This window comes from Mucilaginibacter gynuensis, from assembly GCF_039541195.1.
GTDB lineage: Bacteria > Bacteroidota > Bacteroidia > Sphingobacteriales > Sphingobacteriaceae > Mucilaginibacter > Mucilaginibacter gynuensis.
This window is the reverse complement of sequence record NZ_BAABFT010000001.1, coordinates 163,953-179,243: the sequence shown is the minus strand read 5'-3', so window position 1 is coordinate 179,243 and position 15,291 is coordinate 163,953. Positions and strand designations below refer to the sequence as shown.

At 43.6% G+C, this 15,291-nt stretch carries 15 protein-coding genes; 6 read left to right on the top strand and 9 right to left on the bottom strand.

Annotated elements, in window-relative coordinates; genetic code table 11:
• Positions 1–24: 24 nt before the first annotated feature.
• The 3 genes from ABD894_RS00645 to ABD894_RS00635 all read right to left on the bottom strand — a co-directional run bounded on the left by ABD894_RS00645 (position 25) and on the right by ABD894_RS00635 (position 2,340).
• Entirely contained in the window at positions 25–1,068 is a 1,044-nt protein-coding gene (locus ABD894_RS00645) for a cytochrome-c peroxidase (protein WP_345209039.1), read from the bottom strand.
• 4 nt (positions 1,069–1,072) lie between these two features.
• Complete coding sequence (locus ABD894_RS00640; RefSeq protein WP_345209038.1) at positions 1,073–1,849, bottom strand: MbnP family protein; 777 nt, start codon at positions 1,847–1,849, stop codon at positions 1,073–1,075.
• A 122-nt stretch (positions 1,850–1,971) separates the two neighbouring features.
• The gene (locus tag ABD894_RS00635) at positions 1,972–2,340 is read right to left on the bottom strand and encodes a hypothetical protein (RefSeq protein WP_345209037.1); all 369 of its coding nucleotides are present in this window, start codon (positions 2,338–2,340) and stop codon (positions 1,972–1,974) included.
• A 145-nt stretch (positions 2,341–2,485) separates the two neighbouring features.
• Between ABD894_RS00635 and ABD894_RS00630 the strand changes: the two genes are divergently transcribed.
• Positions 2,486–3,031: a hypothetical protein gene (locus ABD894_RS00630; RefSeq protein ID WP_345209036.1), complete on the top strand. Its 546-nt coding sequence runs from the start codon at positions 2,486–2,488 to the stop codon at positions 3,029–3,031.
• Positions 3,032–3,089: 58 nt separating this feature from the next.
• On the opposite strand, the gene ABD894_RS00625 is transcribed toward ABD894_RS00630, so the two are convergent.
• Entirely contained in the window at positions 3,090–5,930 is a 2,841-nt protein-coding gene (locus tag ABD894_RS00625; protein ID WP_345209035.1) for a TolB family protein, read from the bottom strand.
• Between the two features lie 128 nt (positions 5,931–6,058).
• Here ABD894_RS00625 and hscA point away from each other — a divergent pair, with 128 nt between their 5' ends.
• Together hscA and ABD894_RS00615 are read left to right on the top strand one after the other, a co-directional pair.
• Complete coding sequence (gene hscA, locus ABD894_RS00620) at positions 6,059–7,915, top strand: Fe-S protein assembly chaperone HscA (RefSeq protein ID WP_345209034.1); 1,857 nt, start codon at positions 6,059–6,061, stop codon at positions 7,913–7,915.
• 53 nt (positions 7,916–7,968) lie between these two features.
• Positions 7,969–8,394: a DUF1801 domain-containing protein gene (locus ABD894_RS00615; RefSeq protein WP_345209033.1), complete on the top strand. Its 426-nt coding sequence runs from the start codon at positions 7,969–7,971 to the stop codon at positions 8,392–8,394.
• Positions 8,395–8,465: 71 nt separating this feature from the next.
• Here the strand turns inward: ABD894_RS00615 and ABD894_RS00610 are convergent, their stop codons facing one another.
• Together ABD894_RS00610 and ABD894_RS00605 are read right to left on the bottom strand one after the other, a co-directional pair.
• Positions 8,466–9,020: a hypothetical protein gene (locus tag ABD894_RS00610; RefSeq protein ID WP_345209032.1), complete on the bottom strand. Its 555-nt coding sequence runs from the start codon at positions 9,018–9,020 to the stop codon at positions 8,466–8,468.
• A 186-nt stretch (positions 9,021–9,206) separates the two neighbouring features.
• Positions 9,207–9,497 (bottom strand): hypothetical protein, encoded by a 291-nt coding sequence (locus tag ABD894_RS00605; RefSeq protein ID WP_345209031.1) that lies wholly within the window; start codon positions 9,495–9,497, stop codon positions 9,207–9,209.
• Between the two features lie 85 nt (positions 9,498–9,582).
• On the opposite strand from ABD894_RS00605, the gene ABD894_RS00600 reads away from it, so the two are divergent.
• Positions 9,583–10,731 carry a tetratricopeptide repeat protein gene (locus tag ABD894_RS00600; protein WP_345209030.1) on the top strand — a complete coding sequence of 383 codons (1,149 nt, stop codon included), beginning with the start codon at positions 9,583–9,585 and terminating at the stop codon, positions 10,729–10,731.
• On the opposite strand, the gene ABD894_RS00595 is transcribed toward ABD894_RS00600, so the two are convergent.
• Positions 10,728–11,312, bottom strand: coding sequence for a riboflavin synthase (locus ABD894_RS00595; protein ID WP_345209029.1), 585 nt, complete (start codon positions 11,310–11,312; stop codon positions 10,728–10,730). The genes ABD894_RS00600 and ABD894_RS00595 overlap by 4 nt on opposite strands.
• Positions 11,313–11,358: 46 nt before the next feature.
• Entirely contained in the window at positions 11,359–11,856 is a 498-nt protein-coding gene (locus ABD894_RS00590) for an SRPBCC family protein (RefSeq protein ID WP_345209028.1), read from the bottom strand.
• An 84-nt stretch (positions 11,857–11,940) separates the two neighbouring features.
• Between ABD894_RS00590 and ABD894_RS00585 the strand changes: the two genes are divergently transcribed.
• The gene (locus ABD894_RS00585; protein WP_345209027.1) at positions 11,941–12,411 is read left to right on the top strand and encodes an NUDIX hydrolase; all 471 of its coding nucleotides are present in this window, start codon (positions 11,941–11,943) and stop codon (positions 12,409–12,411) included.
• Here ABD894_RS00585 and accC read toward each other — a convergent pair.
• Entirely contained in the window at positions 12,406–13,893 is a 1,488-nt protein-coding gene (gene accC, locus ABD894_RS00580) for an acetyl-CoA carboxylase biotin carboxylase subunit (protein WP_345209026.1), read from the bottom strand. The genes ABD894_RS00585 and accC overlap by 6 nt on opposite strands.
• Before the next feature lie 118 nt (positions 13,894–14,011).
• Here accC and ABD894_RS00575 point away from each other — a divergent pair, with 118 nt between their 5' ends.
• Positions 14,012–15,262: a DUF2130 domain-containing protein gene (locus ABD894_RS00575; protein ID WP_345209025.1), complete on the top strand. Its 1,251-nt coding sequence runs from the start codon at positions 14,012–14,014 to the stop codon at positions 15,260–15,262.
• The last annotated feature ends 29 nt before the right edge of the window (positions 15,263–15,291 follow it).

The following is a 15,291-nucleotide window of genomic DNA, read 5'->3' as shown; positions in this document are numbered from 1 at the left end:
CAAAGCAGCAATGCAAAGCGAAATTTATTGCTCGGCAAACCTTTTGTCGTGTATGAAATCATTATCTGTTAATGTTTTTAAAAATGCGATGATCTGTGTTTGTTCGGTTTGGGTAAGCGGGATGCCCGATACGCCATTCTTCTTTAATTCGGCATCCAGGTTCGGATTATTCTTTACGCCCGAATTGTAATGTTCGAGCACCCTTTTAAGCGTATTAAAGCGGCCGTCGTGCATATATGGCATGGTTACTTCAATATTCCTTAAAGTTGGTACACGGAACTTGCCTCTGTCCGCCTCGTTTTGTGTAATGCTGTCGCGGCCACGATCTTCACTGTACAGATCAAGACCATTAGACCGGTACGACAGATCGGTAAACAAAGGCTCCTTGTGGCAAACCGAACATTTTTGAATGAACAATTGGTAACCCGCTTCCTCATCTATGCTGAAGTCGCCGCCTGTTTCTTTACGAATATGCTTATCGTACTTTGAATTAGCCGAAACCAGCATCGACATGAATTGAGTTAATGCCCTGAACATTAATTGCGACGTAACTGTAGATGTACCGAATGCCTTATTGAACAGCGCCGGGTATTGATTGCTTTTATTCAATACATCAACCACATTGGTTAGCGTATTAGCCATTTCGCAAGGGTTGGTGAGGGCGTTAAGCGGCGATACCTCGATGTTGCGCACACCGCCATCCCACATAAACTCCTGTTGCCAAACCAGGTTAAACAGCGGCGGCGTATTGCGTGTGCCCAGGCAATTATCTACACCGTGACTAACCGAATGATCAAGATTGGCAAACGCCGCGAAAGGTTGGTGGCAACTGCCGCATGATACCGAACCATCGATAGATAAACCACTGTCGAAAAAGAGTTTACGCCCCAGTTCAAAACCGTTTTTTGTTACGGCATTGTTCTCAAAAGAGTAAACCGGTTGTGGAAAATTTGATGGCGCCACAAACCTGACATCGTCAGGCTGTGGTGCATCATTACTTCCTTTTCGGCAGGCGATAACAGCAATTAAAACAAGCAGTATAATGATAACTGTTGATTTACTGTTCATCGGCCTAATTATGAATATGTTCTACAGTAATAAAACTACTCGCGTAATTATCGGCCACTATTACCGAATTAACCCCACCCATAGTGAAGTTTAAAGCTGCAAAATCAACATTGGCCTTACCGGTGAACATAGTGGCCGCGTTAACCGCAAAATGCACTTCGGGCTTGCTGTTATCACGTACACGTAACAAGTTGCCGCCAAATGTTTGGGTAGCGGTACGTATAGTATTGGTGGGTGATTTTGCACCGCCAATATGGAAAGTTAACGTATTACCTTTAGCTGTCGACTGTGGCGAAGTGCCCTCAAACTTTACAAAAATATAACCGCTGCTCCATGCCCAAAACATGCCATGGGCGGGATCTAATGCGTTGGTTTGCGCGCCTGCAAAGTTGCGCGCGCTATCCACACCTATTGTAAAATTAATGGCTTTATAATCGCCCGCAGGGATACCCTCTAAAGTTTGAAAACGGCTTTGCGGTTCTGAAGCGTCCATTAACAGGTAGCTTTCAGGTACTTTGTAAGATGAACCATCTTCCTTTACCAGCGAAATATTGCTTACGTAATATTTAAATGTGGTGATGTTATAGCTATCGCCGTGGGCATTTTTATAGGTTTCGGTATTTAATACCAATGGCTCCTCGCCTACCAAATTCTCAAACTCCAGCTGTACTTTACCCGTACCGCTTACGGTTGGTTCGGCATCGTTGCTTTTGCTGCAAGAGGTATATATAACAGATGTAATAGCGGTAATTACCAATAAGATGTATTTATTCAGTTTCATGATTTTTTAATAAGGAATAATAAAAGACGAGTGCAGAGAATTACCACAGCATGGTAAATTTCAACACATAGCAATGCCTGCAATTAATGCGGCATCAACAAAAAATAATGGGGAGAAACTGATTAAGCCCGCGGAGGCTGAAAGATAGTAGCTGCATGCTGCGGAAGTGCAACGGATAGGTAAGGCGAATTAATTTCCTGCAATAGTTTTGCAGTGAAATTGAACCGGGTGCCGGTGTTCACAAAAGCTTCCTGAAAATGATTCTTTTGCGATTCGCGCTCCTGGCTTTTTTCTTTCTCTTCTGCTTGTTTGATTTTTTTGGCCAGGTAACAGCGGCCATTACAATGCATCTGAGGTTTATCGCGGTTTTCGCACAGCGTGGCAGCTATGTACTTTTTGTTTAGCTCATAACCCGCATACACAAACAACCTGGTGAAGTTGCTTATCAGCAATGCGGTAATTAAAGTTATGGCTATAAAGCTGCGAAACATATTGGCGGCAAAGGTAATTGCTGAAGCTTTAATAAACAAGTCTCTGCAATGGCAAATTATTCCGCTGCTGTTTTATGTTTAGTAAAAATATAAATCAATAATTAACAGCTATTGTTATTCAGGTACATCAACTTATAAATTGAATATGAAAATTCATCAAAACAATGTACTTGGCGAATTAGGGAGCGCCATTGGCAAAGGTTTATTAGCCGGACTTGCCGGTACGGCAGCCATCACCCTATCGCAAATAATAGAAATGAAAATAACCAAACGCGAACCAAGTGATGCCACGGTAAAAGTAGTATCAGAAACGGTAGATGTAAAACCTGTTAGCGAAGAGCAAAAAGAAAAGGTATCGCAGGAAATCCACTGGGCTTATGGCACTGCCTGGGGTGTTACCCGTGGTTTAATATCACTTACCGGCTTAAAAGGATTGCCGGCAACACTGGTACATTTTGCAGCTATATGGGGTACAGCACTGGTTGTACTGCCTAAATACAAAGCCGCCCCGCCTATTAATGAAGAAGAACCCAAAGCTATTGCTATCGACGCTTTTCACCATGCCATATACGCCACCGCAGCCGGATTGGCATTTGACGCGCTCGACGCGGGCAGCAGAAACGAACGTAAGATCAGGGGCATCGTTAAACATTTAAAACTAAAAGGTCTGCTGAATAAATTGAAGTTTTAAATAAAGTAGATCTACACAAAAGCCATCATAACGAATATTTTATGATGGCTTTTGTATTTTAAAAGATACTTACCGGCAATACCAACTCAATACGATTACTGCCGCTGCCGCCAAACAAGTCCCTATCCAATAAATGGCTGTAGCGAATACCGAAGGAGATAGATTCCTGGTTAAAGAACTTGGTATCAAAAAATACCGCGCCGCCAACCGAGCGGAAATTAGCCTTAAACTTGCTGCCATCTACATAAAAGTCAGATGCATGCGTATACTCATAAAACACGTTGCCCCTTAAGCGCAACAGGTACACCGTGTTAGCCACTCCGGCATCGGGATAGGCTATCGGGAAATGATAGTTCACTCCTACCTTATTCATCTTGTAAAGGTTTTCGGCTTCGTAACCGCGCGAAAAAGCAAAGTTGTTAGAAAAACCGATCACGTTGTTCTGCCCCTTTTCCTGGTGTGCCGCGGTAACAATCAGGTTATGATTGGCGCTCAAACCCGGGAAGTAGAATGTGCCCAATGCTAAAAATTGGTTAGCGTTAAGGTTAATGGCCGATTTATAAATGAAAGAAAAGCTCTGCCCAAATCTTGGGAACAAATTCTTCCTCGCCTGCTGAATATGGGTAGAAAAGTTAATGTAATTATTTAAATAAGCATATCTGCGATCAAGGTTTCCATAGCCATTGCGGTAACTGGTATTGGTAAAGTAAATATCACTGCCAATACTTAGACCAGTAATTTGCTTGCCTCCGCTAAAGTTGAAAGGTATTTGTAAGCCGCCATGCAGGTCGGTTTCTGTCCAGTACACATTGTTACCCCTGTAATAACGGCGACGGTCGATAATATAATCGGCACCGGCTGATATGTACGGGTATAAAGCGCCGTATACCGCGTCAAAACCGAATTGCTTGTACCCTTCGTTATTGTTGTAGTTGAATGATAGTTCGGATTGAAAAGTATTCAGCACGTTCTCGCCCCGTAAAGCGATTCGGTAGTTAGGGTCGCTAATGTCGGGGATCAGGCTATGGAAATTAAACAGGTTATAAGCCTTGTTGTAATTTTTAACAGGCAAAGGCTTATCTGCTACCGAAGCCAGCAAATTGGTAGCGCTATCCTTTTGCAGAGCACTGATATTGAAGTTTGATAAACCTACGGGCAAGGCTTTATCTGCAAGTTCGGTAAGCTTAGTGTTTCCCTTATCCGTTTCATTTAAGCGGAAACCGTTCACGGTAAAGTGAACCCAGGTGATTTTGTTGTTAGAAACGGCCGCCTGGTAATGGCCGATGTTAGTATCGCCTCCCGGTAGCTTAACGCTGAAAAGTTTTTGGTCGGAGATGCTCAGCGCGTACAGGTTATCATTGCTGCCCGTTGTAGCCGAAAAATAAACGGTATCGCCTCGTATAGTGAGGTAACCTATAGGCTGGTAGCTAAGCGATAAGAGGTATTTACTTTCACCGGTTTTAACATCTACCTGTGCTATGGTCATTTTGCCTTCGGGAGTGCGGACGGCGGTAATAATGCTGCTCTCTTTATAAAACTTAGGGTAAGTGTAGAACAGGTTTTTACTGTTGGGGATGTTTGCAATACGCTTGCCATCAGCTGTATTTACAATATGCAGTTCACTTTTGCCCGAAGTTGCCACATCAACCGCCACTATTTTGCTGCCATCGGCACTAAACGAGGGCGAAAAGTATTTGCTGCGCGATGTAATGTTCTTTTCTTTCCCTGTAGCAATATCAAGCACCCTGATCTCGCTATAATTACGGTATCCCCAGCGTGCATCCGGGCGATAGCCTGAATAAACTATTTTGCCGTTGCTGTAATCAAAATAATCATCGGCTACCAATCCGCGTGAAGTGATCTTTTTCTCCTGCTCTCCTTTTTTAATCACAAAAGCCGGGATATGATCGTAACTGCTTTTCAGATAGATCAATGTACTATCATCCGCATAAACCGGGAACTCCTGGTTGGCCACAAAATGCCCTTTAGCCAACGGTGCAATAGTTTGCGCCGGAAATTGCTGTTTGAAATAATTTAAAGCATCCGTCCGGAATTGCGCGTAACTAACACCCGAATACCTTTTAACCGCTTTTTGAAACGGGTAAAAAAGCCCTTTATAAGCGGCCGCATCGTGAGTTACTTTACGCCAAAAATCGGCACCATACTTTTCGCGACCGTAAGCTACCAGCATGTAACCCATGGGGTAATGGTCGGGTATATAATCAATGTACGATCCGTTGCGCAGCTTCATCCAGCTGTAGTTTCTGTCGGCTTGCCACAACGCACGGTAGCTGTTGAAAAAGTAAGGTAACCGCCCCCTGCCCTGGCTGCTTACATGGGTTTCGTTGAACACGGCATCGCCCTCGTAAAACCAATTGGGCACGCTTAACTCATTGCCAAGCGCCTGTCCGCCATCGCCAAAAAATATACGCAGCACCCTTGACAGACCAACGTTAAAGTTGTTATACTGCTGCACATGCCTGAACTCGTGTATCGAAAGCAGTTCGGGCCAGTGGATGCTGCCCAGTTCAAAGCTGTTTTGCTGCGGTGTTAAATAAAATTCGCTACGGAACGGGGCCAAACCCACATAACCGTTTGTGGTAGTGGTTTGGTTTTGCAATAAAATGCTTACCTGCCTGTGTTTGTTGCCAATGGTTGGTTCTATCACCTTATCCATTTGATTGATGATGTTGGCCACTCTCAACCCTACACTATCCATACCGGCCGGGAAAATAACGCGGGCAGCTTTACTATCAACCTGTTTCCATTCTACTGAAGGCGGATTGCCGCCAAATTGCTGTGCCCGGCTTTGTGTCGAAAGGCTTATTAAAATGCAGGTCAGTAACAGTGCCCCAGGTGCATTTTTGCTGAACAAACAGGTATATGATAGCTTTAACATTTTACCTGTGAAAGTAAATAAACAAATTCAAAATTATTGAGCGGTTTGGGTAAAATTCAAATTCGATATTCAAAAGACATATCGCCTGCCAAAACTTGCTAACTTTGCCCATTCGTTATACATATATCATGGCTAAAGTTTCTATTAACCTGGCAACAGGCTCAATACAAAAAGAAGAAATTATTGTAGGGATTGATTTGGGGACTACCAACTCGTTGGTGGCATTTATTAACCCCGAAAAACAACCGCATGTAATTAATGATGCAGGCAAGGGCGTGCTGGTGCCATCTGTAGTGCATTTTGGCGAAACCGGCGATATTACTGTGGGTAACGAAGCTAAGGAGTACTTAATTACCGATCCGCAGAATACCGTTTTCTCTGTAAAACGCCTGTTGGGCCGCTCGTACCATGATATAGCGAATTATAAAGATTTTTTCTCGTACAAGGTTATCGACGATAACACCGAAAGCCTCGTGAAAATAAAGGTTGGCGATAAATTCTACACCCCTATTGAGCTTTCGGGCCTGATATTAAAAGAACTAAAAGAACGTGCAGAGCATGCGCTTAAAACCCCGGTTAACCGTGCGGTGATCACGGTTCCGGCCTACTTTAACGATTCTCAGCGCCAGGCTACGCGTGATGCCGGTAAACTTGCCGGCTTGGATGTATTGCGTATTGTGAATGAGCCTACAGCCGCCAGCTTAGCTTATGGTATCGGTTTAAATCCGGAAGAAACTAAAACCATAGCTGTTTACGATTTGGGCGGCGGTACATTTGATGTATCTATCCTGCAAATACAGAACGGCATCTTCGAAGTGTTATCAACTAATGGCGATACCTTTTTGGGTGGTGACGATTTCGACCGTGCCATTGTTGATTACTGGATTGAAAAGAATAACATAGACAGGGCCGAATTTGCAGGCAACGCCGAGCTATCACAGCAATTGCGTTTAAAGGCCGAAGAAGCCAAAAAATCGTTTAGTCACCAAAGCTTGTTTAACGAAAAGATTGGTGAGATATGGTGCACTTTAGACAAGCAGGAGTTTGAAAACCTGATACTCGCCAAAGTACAACAAACCATTACCTGCTGCCAAAACGCGTTGAAAGACGCCAAGCTGGATGTAAGCCAGATTGACGAAGTAATTATGGTTGGCGGATCAACCCGTACAGGTTTGGTTAAGAAAATTGTTTCTGAATTTTTTGGTCGCGATGTACATAACGATATTAACCCTGATGAAGTGGTGGCTTTAGGTGCCGCTATTCAGGCAGATATACTGGCGGGTAACCGTCGTGATATTTTATTGCTGGATGTTACGCCGCTTTCGTTAGGGATTGAAACCATGGGTGGCCTGATGGATGTGATCATCCCGCGGAATGCCAAAGTACCTACCAAGGCAGGCCGTCAGTACACAACTTCTATCGACGGACAGGTGAACATGAAGATAGCCGTTTACCAGGGCGAACGCGACCTGATCAAAGAAAACCGCAAACTGGCCGAGTTCGATCTGAAAGGTATCCCGGCAATGCCCGCGGGTTTCCCTAAAGTGGATATTAACTTTTTGCTGAATGCTGATGGTATACTTACCGTACAGGCTATTGAACTGCGTTCGGGAGTTAAACAAGAAGTTGAAGTGAAGCCTACTTATGGCATTACAGATGAGCAGGTTGAACAAATGTTGATGGACAGCATTACCCATGCGCAGGACGACGTAAATCAGCGGATGCTGATAGAAGCCCGTACCGAAGGCGAGCAAATGATTTACACCGTAGAGCGTTTTATACAAAAGCATGGCCAGGCAGTTACCATTGAAGAAGCCTCCAAAACCCATGAATATCTTACCGCGCTTAAAACGGCTTTAACCAGTGGCGATAAGGACCTGATCCACAAAAAAATAGATGAGATCAATGAATTTACCCGTCCCTTTGCCGAGCGCTTGATGGACCAGGCGATCAGTCATGCGATGAAGGGTAAGGCTATTGAATAATTGCTAATACTAAAGTATATTAGTGCTTGTGTTTTAAGTAACGAACAAGCACTATGGCAAAGCAAAAAACCACCGAAACAGAAGTCAGCGTAACTGATTTTATCAATAACGTTGCCGATGAACAAAAACGTAAGGATAGTTTCCGTTTAGTGAAAATATTTGAGGAGCAAACCGGATTTAAGGCCAAAATGTGGGGACCAAGTATTATCGGTTTCGGCAGTTATCATTACAAATACGCCAGTGGCCATGAGGGTGATGCCCCTTTAACGGGTTTTGCGCCGCGGAAACCTTCTATATCCTTATATATGATGGTTGGTTTTGAAGGTAAAGACGAGTTGCTTGCCCGGTTTGGTAAATACAAAGCAGCCAAAGGGTGCATCTATATCAAAAAACTTGATGACGTAGATACAGAAGTGTTTAAAGATATCATATCCGCTTCCGTAAAAGCAGTTAAAGCATTATATCCGGATCATTCATAAAGTATTGCTCACAATAAAAACAAGAAAAGCTCCATAATTATGGAGCTTTTCTTGTTTTTATCTAACGGATATTACTTCAGTTCTACTTGTACTGAGGCGCGCGTTTCGTCGTAGAACAAGTTTAATGCTTTTGGTTTTGCACTTGCCGGAATACGGTAGGTAATGTTACTTTCCGATTCTTTGGTAGATTCCGGCTGGGCCGAAAAATAACCGCCGTCGGTTTGTGAAATAGAAGTGTTGTTATCTAACACCAACCTGAAATCAGATGGACTAATACCGATTGAGTTGCCTCCTATTTTTTCTTTATTGGTAAGGCTAAGTTTAAATACCAGCTCAATTCCCTGCGATTTTCCATCCGGATCGCTCAGGTCGGTTGCACTTACCGGTATAATTTTCACCGCAGCTTCTTTCTTTTTACCAAGTGTTGCTGTATCCGGTGTAAATGTAACGGTGTACGTTTTTGGTGTGTTGGTTGCCTGCTCGGCAGGTGCAGCCGTTGTTGGCGATGTTTGTTCGGCGGCGGCTAAGCTATCTTTTTTATCCGATTCTGTACTGCCCGCTTTAGGTTTGCAGGAATAGATCAACAACGAAGCCGCAGCTAATGCGATTAAGGTAATTTTTTTCATAGTGTTTTTTAAATAAATGTTGGGCTAAAATAATTATTTCTACAGTTTATGCAAATAGTATAATGTTATAAAAACATTAAGTGAAAAGATATAAACTATTGTTAATGATTATTGTAAGCGTAGTTCCGCTATAAAAGTGTGCCATAAATTGTATAACAAAAAAGCCCCGGTATACGGGGCTTCTCATTATAAATTGTTGATCGCTTCCTGTTCTTTCAGGGCTTCAATATTGTTGCTGCTGCTGTAATCGCTGGTTTGATTGGCAAAATCTTCGAGGATTGCCGCGATGGTGTCCAGGTTATCAGCTACACGCTGGTGCATGTCGGGCAAATCTTTTTCAAGTCGTTTATCGCCAAGGTCAATATTATCTACTTCTATTTTGGCGAGTTTTTGTATAATGGCTTGCTGACTATTTTTTAAATCTTCCAACTCATGGACTATCTTCTCCATCAGTGCAAATTTCTTTAACTTATCCATAGTATTTTAATTATGATGTACCCCTGTAAAACAATAATGCTGCCAAGATTTGGAATTATCAATATCAACTAATAACTTAGTTGATATGAAAGCAACCCTATTCACCATCTTATCATTGTTTATTTTTGCAGGTCTATATGCGCAGCAAACAGACAAACTTAATGATGCCCTACTGCTGGAATATTATCAAAACCAACGTTTTGCTGAAGCGGCACAATACTTGAAAACAACTTATGCTGAACCTGTTACCGATTTAAAGGCATTGGCAAGTTTGGCTTATACCTTTCAAATGGCAGGCAAATTATCAGATGCCGAAAGTTATTACCTGCGCATTTTAGCTACCGATTCAACCAACATACCGGTACTGTTCAACTTAGGGAACATTAACATACGCCGTGGCAACAATATTAAGGCGCTAAACTATTATAAGAGTATACTTAGCAGGGATAGCACCAATTTCAAAGTGTATAAGCAACTGGCCACTCTGTCGCAAAATACGGGTGATTTTGGCTCATGTATATATTATCTGCAAAAGGCTAACACCATCAACCCGACAGAGGCCGACGTAGCTTTTGACCTGGCGACATTCTATATCGGGCTAAAGCAAATTGCCCAGGCTGATAAGGTGATCAGTACCGCGCTTGAAGCGGATTCTGCCGATATGCAGCTATTGCAGGGAAAAGCGAAGATAGTATACCAGCTAAACAAGTATCCCGAAACCATTGAACTATGCAAAAAACTGCGCGAAACCGGCGATGTATCTTACAACGTAATAAGCATGCTGGCTATCTCTTACTACAATACCAAAAAGTACAATGAGTGTATTGAAACGTTTAGCGCGTTAGATGCTACCCACACTCAAAGCGAGGCTTCGTGGTATTATGTAGCGGTGAGTTACAAGGCACTGGGAAACCAAACTAAGGCGATAGCCTGTTTACAGGAATCTATAAAACAAGCCATATCTGCCAACGTTGATACTTATTACAGCGAGATGGCCGATAGTTTCGATAAGTCGGGCAGGCTTAAAAGCGCGGTTAACGCCTACAAGAAAGCATTACAGTTCGATCAAAAACCGATGACCTACTACGCGCTTGCCTCGTTATACGATGATAAATTGAAAGATAGGACAACGGCCTTAAAATATTATAAGCTATACCTGCAAGCCAACCCCACCGAAAAGCAAAAAAGCTATACCGAATTTGTTAAAGACAGGGTTACACGCCTGGCCCGTTAACGTTGCATTAAACGGGCTACGTATTTGCCTATGATGTCAAATTCGAGGTTAACTACAGATCCCTCCTGTACATTATGCAGGTTGGTATGCTCGTAAGTGTAAGGAATAATGGCTACCGAAAAGCTGTTAGCGTGTGAGTTAACAACCGTAAGGCTAATGCCATTTACACAAATGGAACCTTTTTCAACAGTTACATTACCTAATGAAGCGTCGTACTCAAAAGTATACTCCCAACTACCGTCGAGTGTTTTAAAGTGAGTACAAACGGCGGTTTGGTCAACATGGCCCTGCACAATATGGCCATCCAAACGGGCATTCATTTGCATGCAGCGTTCCAGGTTTACAGGGTCGCCAATTTTAAGGTGACCGATGCTGCTCTTGTTCAGGGTTTCTTCAATGGCGGTAACGGTGTGTATGCCATCGGCAACGGCAACTACCGTAAGGCATACGCCATTATGCGCCACCGACTGGTCTATCTTTAATTCGGCTGCTATAGTTGATTCAACCGTGATATGCAGATTGCTTTGATCGCGTTGCAGATCAACCACCCTGCCTAAAGTTTCAATAATACCTGTAAACATGCGGCAAAATTAACACATTACGGGGAGTTTATTGTCAGCCAAAAATCTATTTAAATATGCTGGGGATATCGTAACGCCGGTTTCGCAGATCGGGGCCACCAGCGATAATGGATTTGAGGTTAGCGAGGTAGAACGTCCACCCTACCTGGCATTGCACATACAGGTTCTTCAGCGGGTCTTCCTCTATCGGGATATTCTCGTGCGTAAGTTCGAGCAGGGTTAAACCATTGCGGCGCTGCAGGTCAATGGTTACAACACTACCTTTGGTAAAGGTAAATTTGATAAGATCACTGTCGTTAGCTTCCAGTATCTCTCCTTTTTCGTTAACATCATCCGTGTAGCCATGCCATTGCCAAAAGTAAGAGTCTTCTTTTTTTATATGTTCGTCGGCTTCGCGGGTGCGGCCTGCGATGGCATAAAATTCGGCCTTTCGTAAAAACCAGTGTTCGAGGCCGGCCTGAGTTGTCCAGGCATTGTAAATGGTGCGTACGTCGGTTGTAAAATCGGCTGTAATACTGAATTTGGTCCACCTTTGGTCAGTCATGGCGTAATAGTTAAGTGACAGGAATAATACATTAAAACTAATTATAATTATTTCGGTTTTGCTATCACCATTATATATTTATATATGCCCAAACAAAGCGCCGGAATTTTATTGTATCGTATTAAAGATCATCAACCGCAGTTCTTTATAGTGCATCCCGGTGGGCCGTTCTTTAAAAATAAGGACGCGGGCGTATGGTCAATCCCCAAAGGGGAATTTGAAAACGGCGAAGATATTTTAGCAGCCGCCGAGCGTGAGTTTACTGAAGAAACAGGCCAAGCCATCAATGGTGAATTTACAGCACTCGAACCTGTAAAACTAAAAAGCGGCAAAAAGATATATGCCTTTGCAGTTGAAGGTGAGGTAGATGAAAGTAAAGTGATCAGCAATACTTTCCCATTTGAATGGCCACCAAGATCGGGCAAAACAATAATGATACCCGAGGTAGATAAAGGCGATTGGTTTGATGCTGATACCGCCAAATTAAAACTCAATCCCGGGCAAATAGCGTTGATTGATAATTTGCTTCAAATATTATCCGGCAGGTTATCATAAAAATCCCCTGCGGTTTTTTACCCAATTTGATGTTTCAGTAACAACAGCAGTCTGGGTTTTCGCGGTTTTATTTGAGCTCAACAGCTTTTCCATAACCAAGGTCGCTATTATGGCTTCCTCCTTATTATCATCCTGTAATACATCCGGCTTAAAATACTTGTTTACAAAATGAGTATCGAAATGCCCTGATCTGAAAGCTTCGTGCTTCATTACATACCTGCCGAAACCCAACGTGGTTGTAATGCCGGTAATCTGGTACTCCTCAATCGCCCTCACCATGCGTCCAATGGCCTCTGTCCTGTCTTTACCGTAGGTAATCAGTTTAGCTATCATCGGGTCGTAGTAAATAGGAATTTCCATGCCTTGCTCAAAGCCATCATCAACACGCACGCCGGGGCCTTTCGGTGTTATGTAGGTTTGTAGTGTGCCGATGTCGGGTAAGAAGCTATTGGCCGGGTCTTCAGCGTAAACGCGCAGTTCAACCGCATGGCCGTTAATTTCCAGATCTTCCTGTTTGAAATTGATGGCTTCGCCCCTGGCAATTCGTATTTGCTCTTTCACCAGGTCGACACCGGTGATAAGTTCCGTTACGGGATGCTCTACCTGTAAGCAGGTATTCATCTCTAAAAAGTAAAAGTTTAGCTGCTCATCCATAATAAACTCCACGGTACCGGCCCCTGTGTAATTCACCGAGCGGGCTACATCTACCGCGCATTTACCCATTTGGGCGCGTATTTCGGCTGTAAGTATGGATGATGGCGCTTCTTCTATCACCTTTTGATGGCGGCGCTGTACCGAGCAATCCCGCTCGAAAAGATGTACGATATTGCCATGTGTATCGCCCAAAACCTGTATGTCAATGTGCTTTGGCGATGATACATAACGCTCAATAAATACCGAACCATCTCCAAAGGCCGATGTAGCTTCGGATACGGCCAATTGCATTTGTTCTTCAAAATCGGCAGCGCTATCAACAATACGCATCCCCTTGCCGCCACCGCCCGCCGCGGCTTTAATCAATATCGGGAAACCCACTTCAATAGCCCGCAGTTTAGCTTCTGCAACATCGGTAATGGCTTCTTCGGTACCGGGTACCATGGGGATGTTATATTTTAATGCAGCTGCTTTGGCGGATAGCTTGTTGCCCATTACTTCCATCGCTTCGGGCGATGGGCCGATGAGGATCAAGCCTGCATCGCGCACCTGCCTTGCAAAAGCGGCATTCTCCGACACGAAACCATAACCCGGATGTATGGCTTCCGCTCCCGTTTGCTTACAGGCGGCTATGATTTTATCGCCTACCAAATACGATTGGCTTGACGGGGCTTCGCCGATAAATACGGCTTCATCGGCATAGCGTACGTGCAGGGCGTCGCGGTCGGCAGCGGAATATACCGCCACTGTTTTGATCCCCATTTCGCGGGCCGAACGCATTACCCGTAAAGCAATTTCGCCACGGTTGGCTACCAGTATCTTTTGCATATATAACAAATGTATGAGATTTACAATATGGTAGTATAGGCTACGTCCGGCGATTTAGTTATTTTAAGGTGTTTACATTTTCAAATTTGTGAATATCTTTAATCAAAGTTAAAATGATATGTCTACTGAGGTAAATTGTCCGAGCTGCGGTTACGCGTTCCCTATTGAAGAGGTTATGGCTGAGGAGTATAAGAAGGAACTGCGCATTAAGATGCAGGAATACACCCGGCAAAAAGAAGATGAGTATCGTAAAAAAGACGAAGAATTTAATGCCAAACAGCGCCAGCAGCAACAGCAGTTTGAGGCACGTTTAAATACCGAGAAGCAAGAATTGCAGCAAAAGCTGGAAGAAGACCTGCGCAAATCGATAGCTACCGATTTTGAGAACCGGGTAGTACTGCTGCAAAATAATGTAAAGGATACCGAGGAAAAGCTCAAGCTATCGCGCCAGAAAGAACTGGAGTTTTTACAACGCGAACATCAGCTTAAACAAAAAGAAGAAGAAATGGAACTGGCCATGCAACGCAAGTTGCAGGAACAGCGAAACGAATTGAGCGAGCAAATCCGCAAGCAGGAGGCCGAACGCTTTAACCTGAAAGATGTAGAGCATCAGTTAAAGCAAAAAGAGCTTGAAAAGCAACTGGAAGACCAGAAAAAGCTGGTTGACGAGATGAAGCGTAAATCAGAACAAGGGTCGATGCAGTTACAGGGCGAAGTACAGGAGCTGATATTGGAAGACTTGCTGCGGGTTAATTTTCCGTTCGATGTGATTGAAGAGGTAGGCAAAGGCGTGCGCGGTGCAGATTGTGTGCAAACAGTACGTAACCAGTTTGGGCAGGAATGCGGACGTATTATTTATGAAAGCAAGCGCACCAAAGATTTCTCGATGGATTGGATAGAGAAATTGAAAAAGGATATGCGCGGTATAGGCGTTGATGTGGCCGTAATTGTTACCCAATGCTACCCCAAAGGGATGGATTGCTTCGGCGAAAAAGATGGCGTGTGGATATGTTCTTTTGATGAGGTAAAGGCGGTATCATACATACTGCGCGATGGGATATTGAAGCTGTACAACCTCGTTAAATCGCAGGATAATAAGGGTGATAAAATGCACCTGCTGTACGATTACCTTACCAGCAACGAGTTTGGCGAACAGTGGAAAGCCATTCGCGAAGGGTTTATGAGCATGCGCCTCAGCATACAAAAAGAACGCGATGCCATGGAACGACTTTGGAAAGCGCGGGAAAAGCAATTGGAAAAAGTACTGCTCAACGCCTCACATATTAAAGGTTCTATCGAAGGTATTGCCGGTAACGATGTAATACACCTGAGTTTAACAGATGATGAGGAAGATTACCTGTTAGAGTAATACAAAAGAGGCCATCAAATTAAATGATG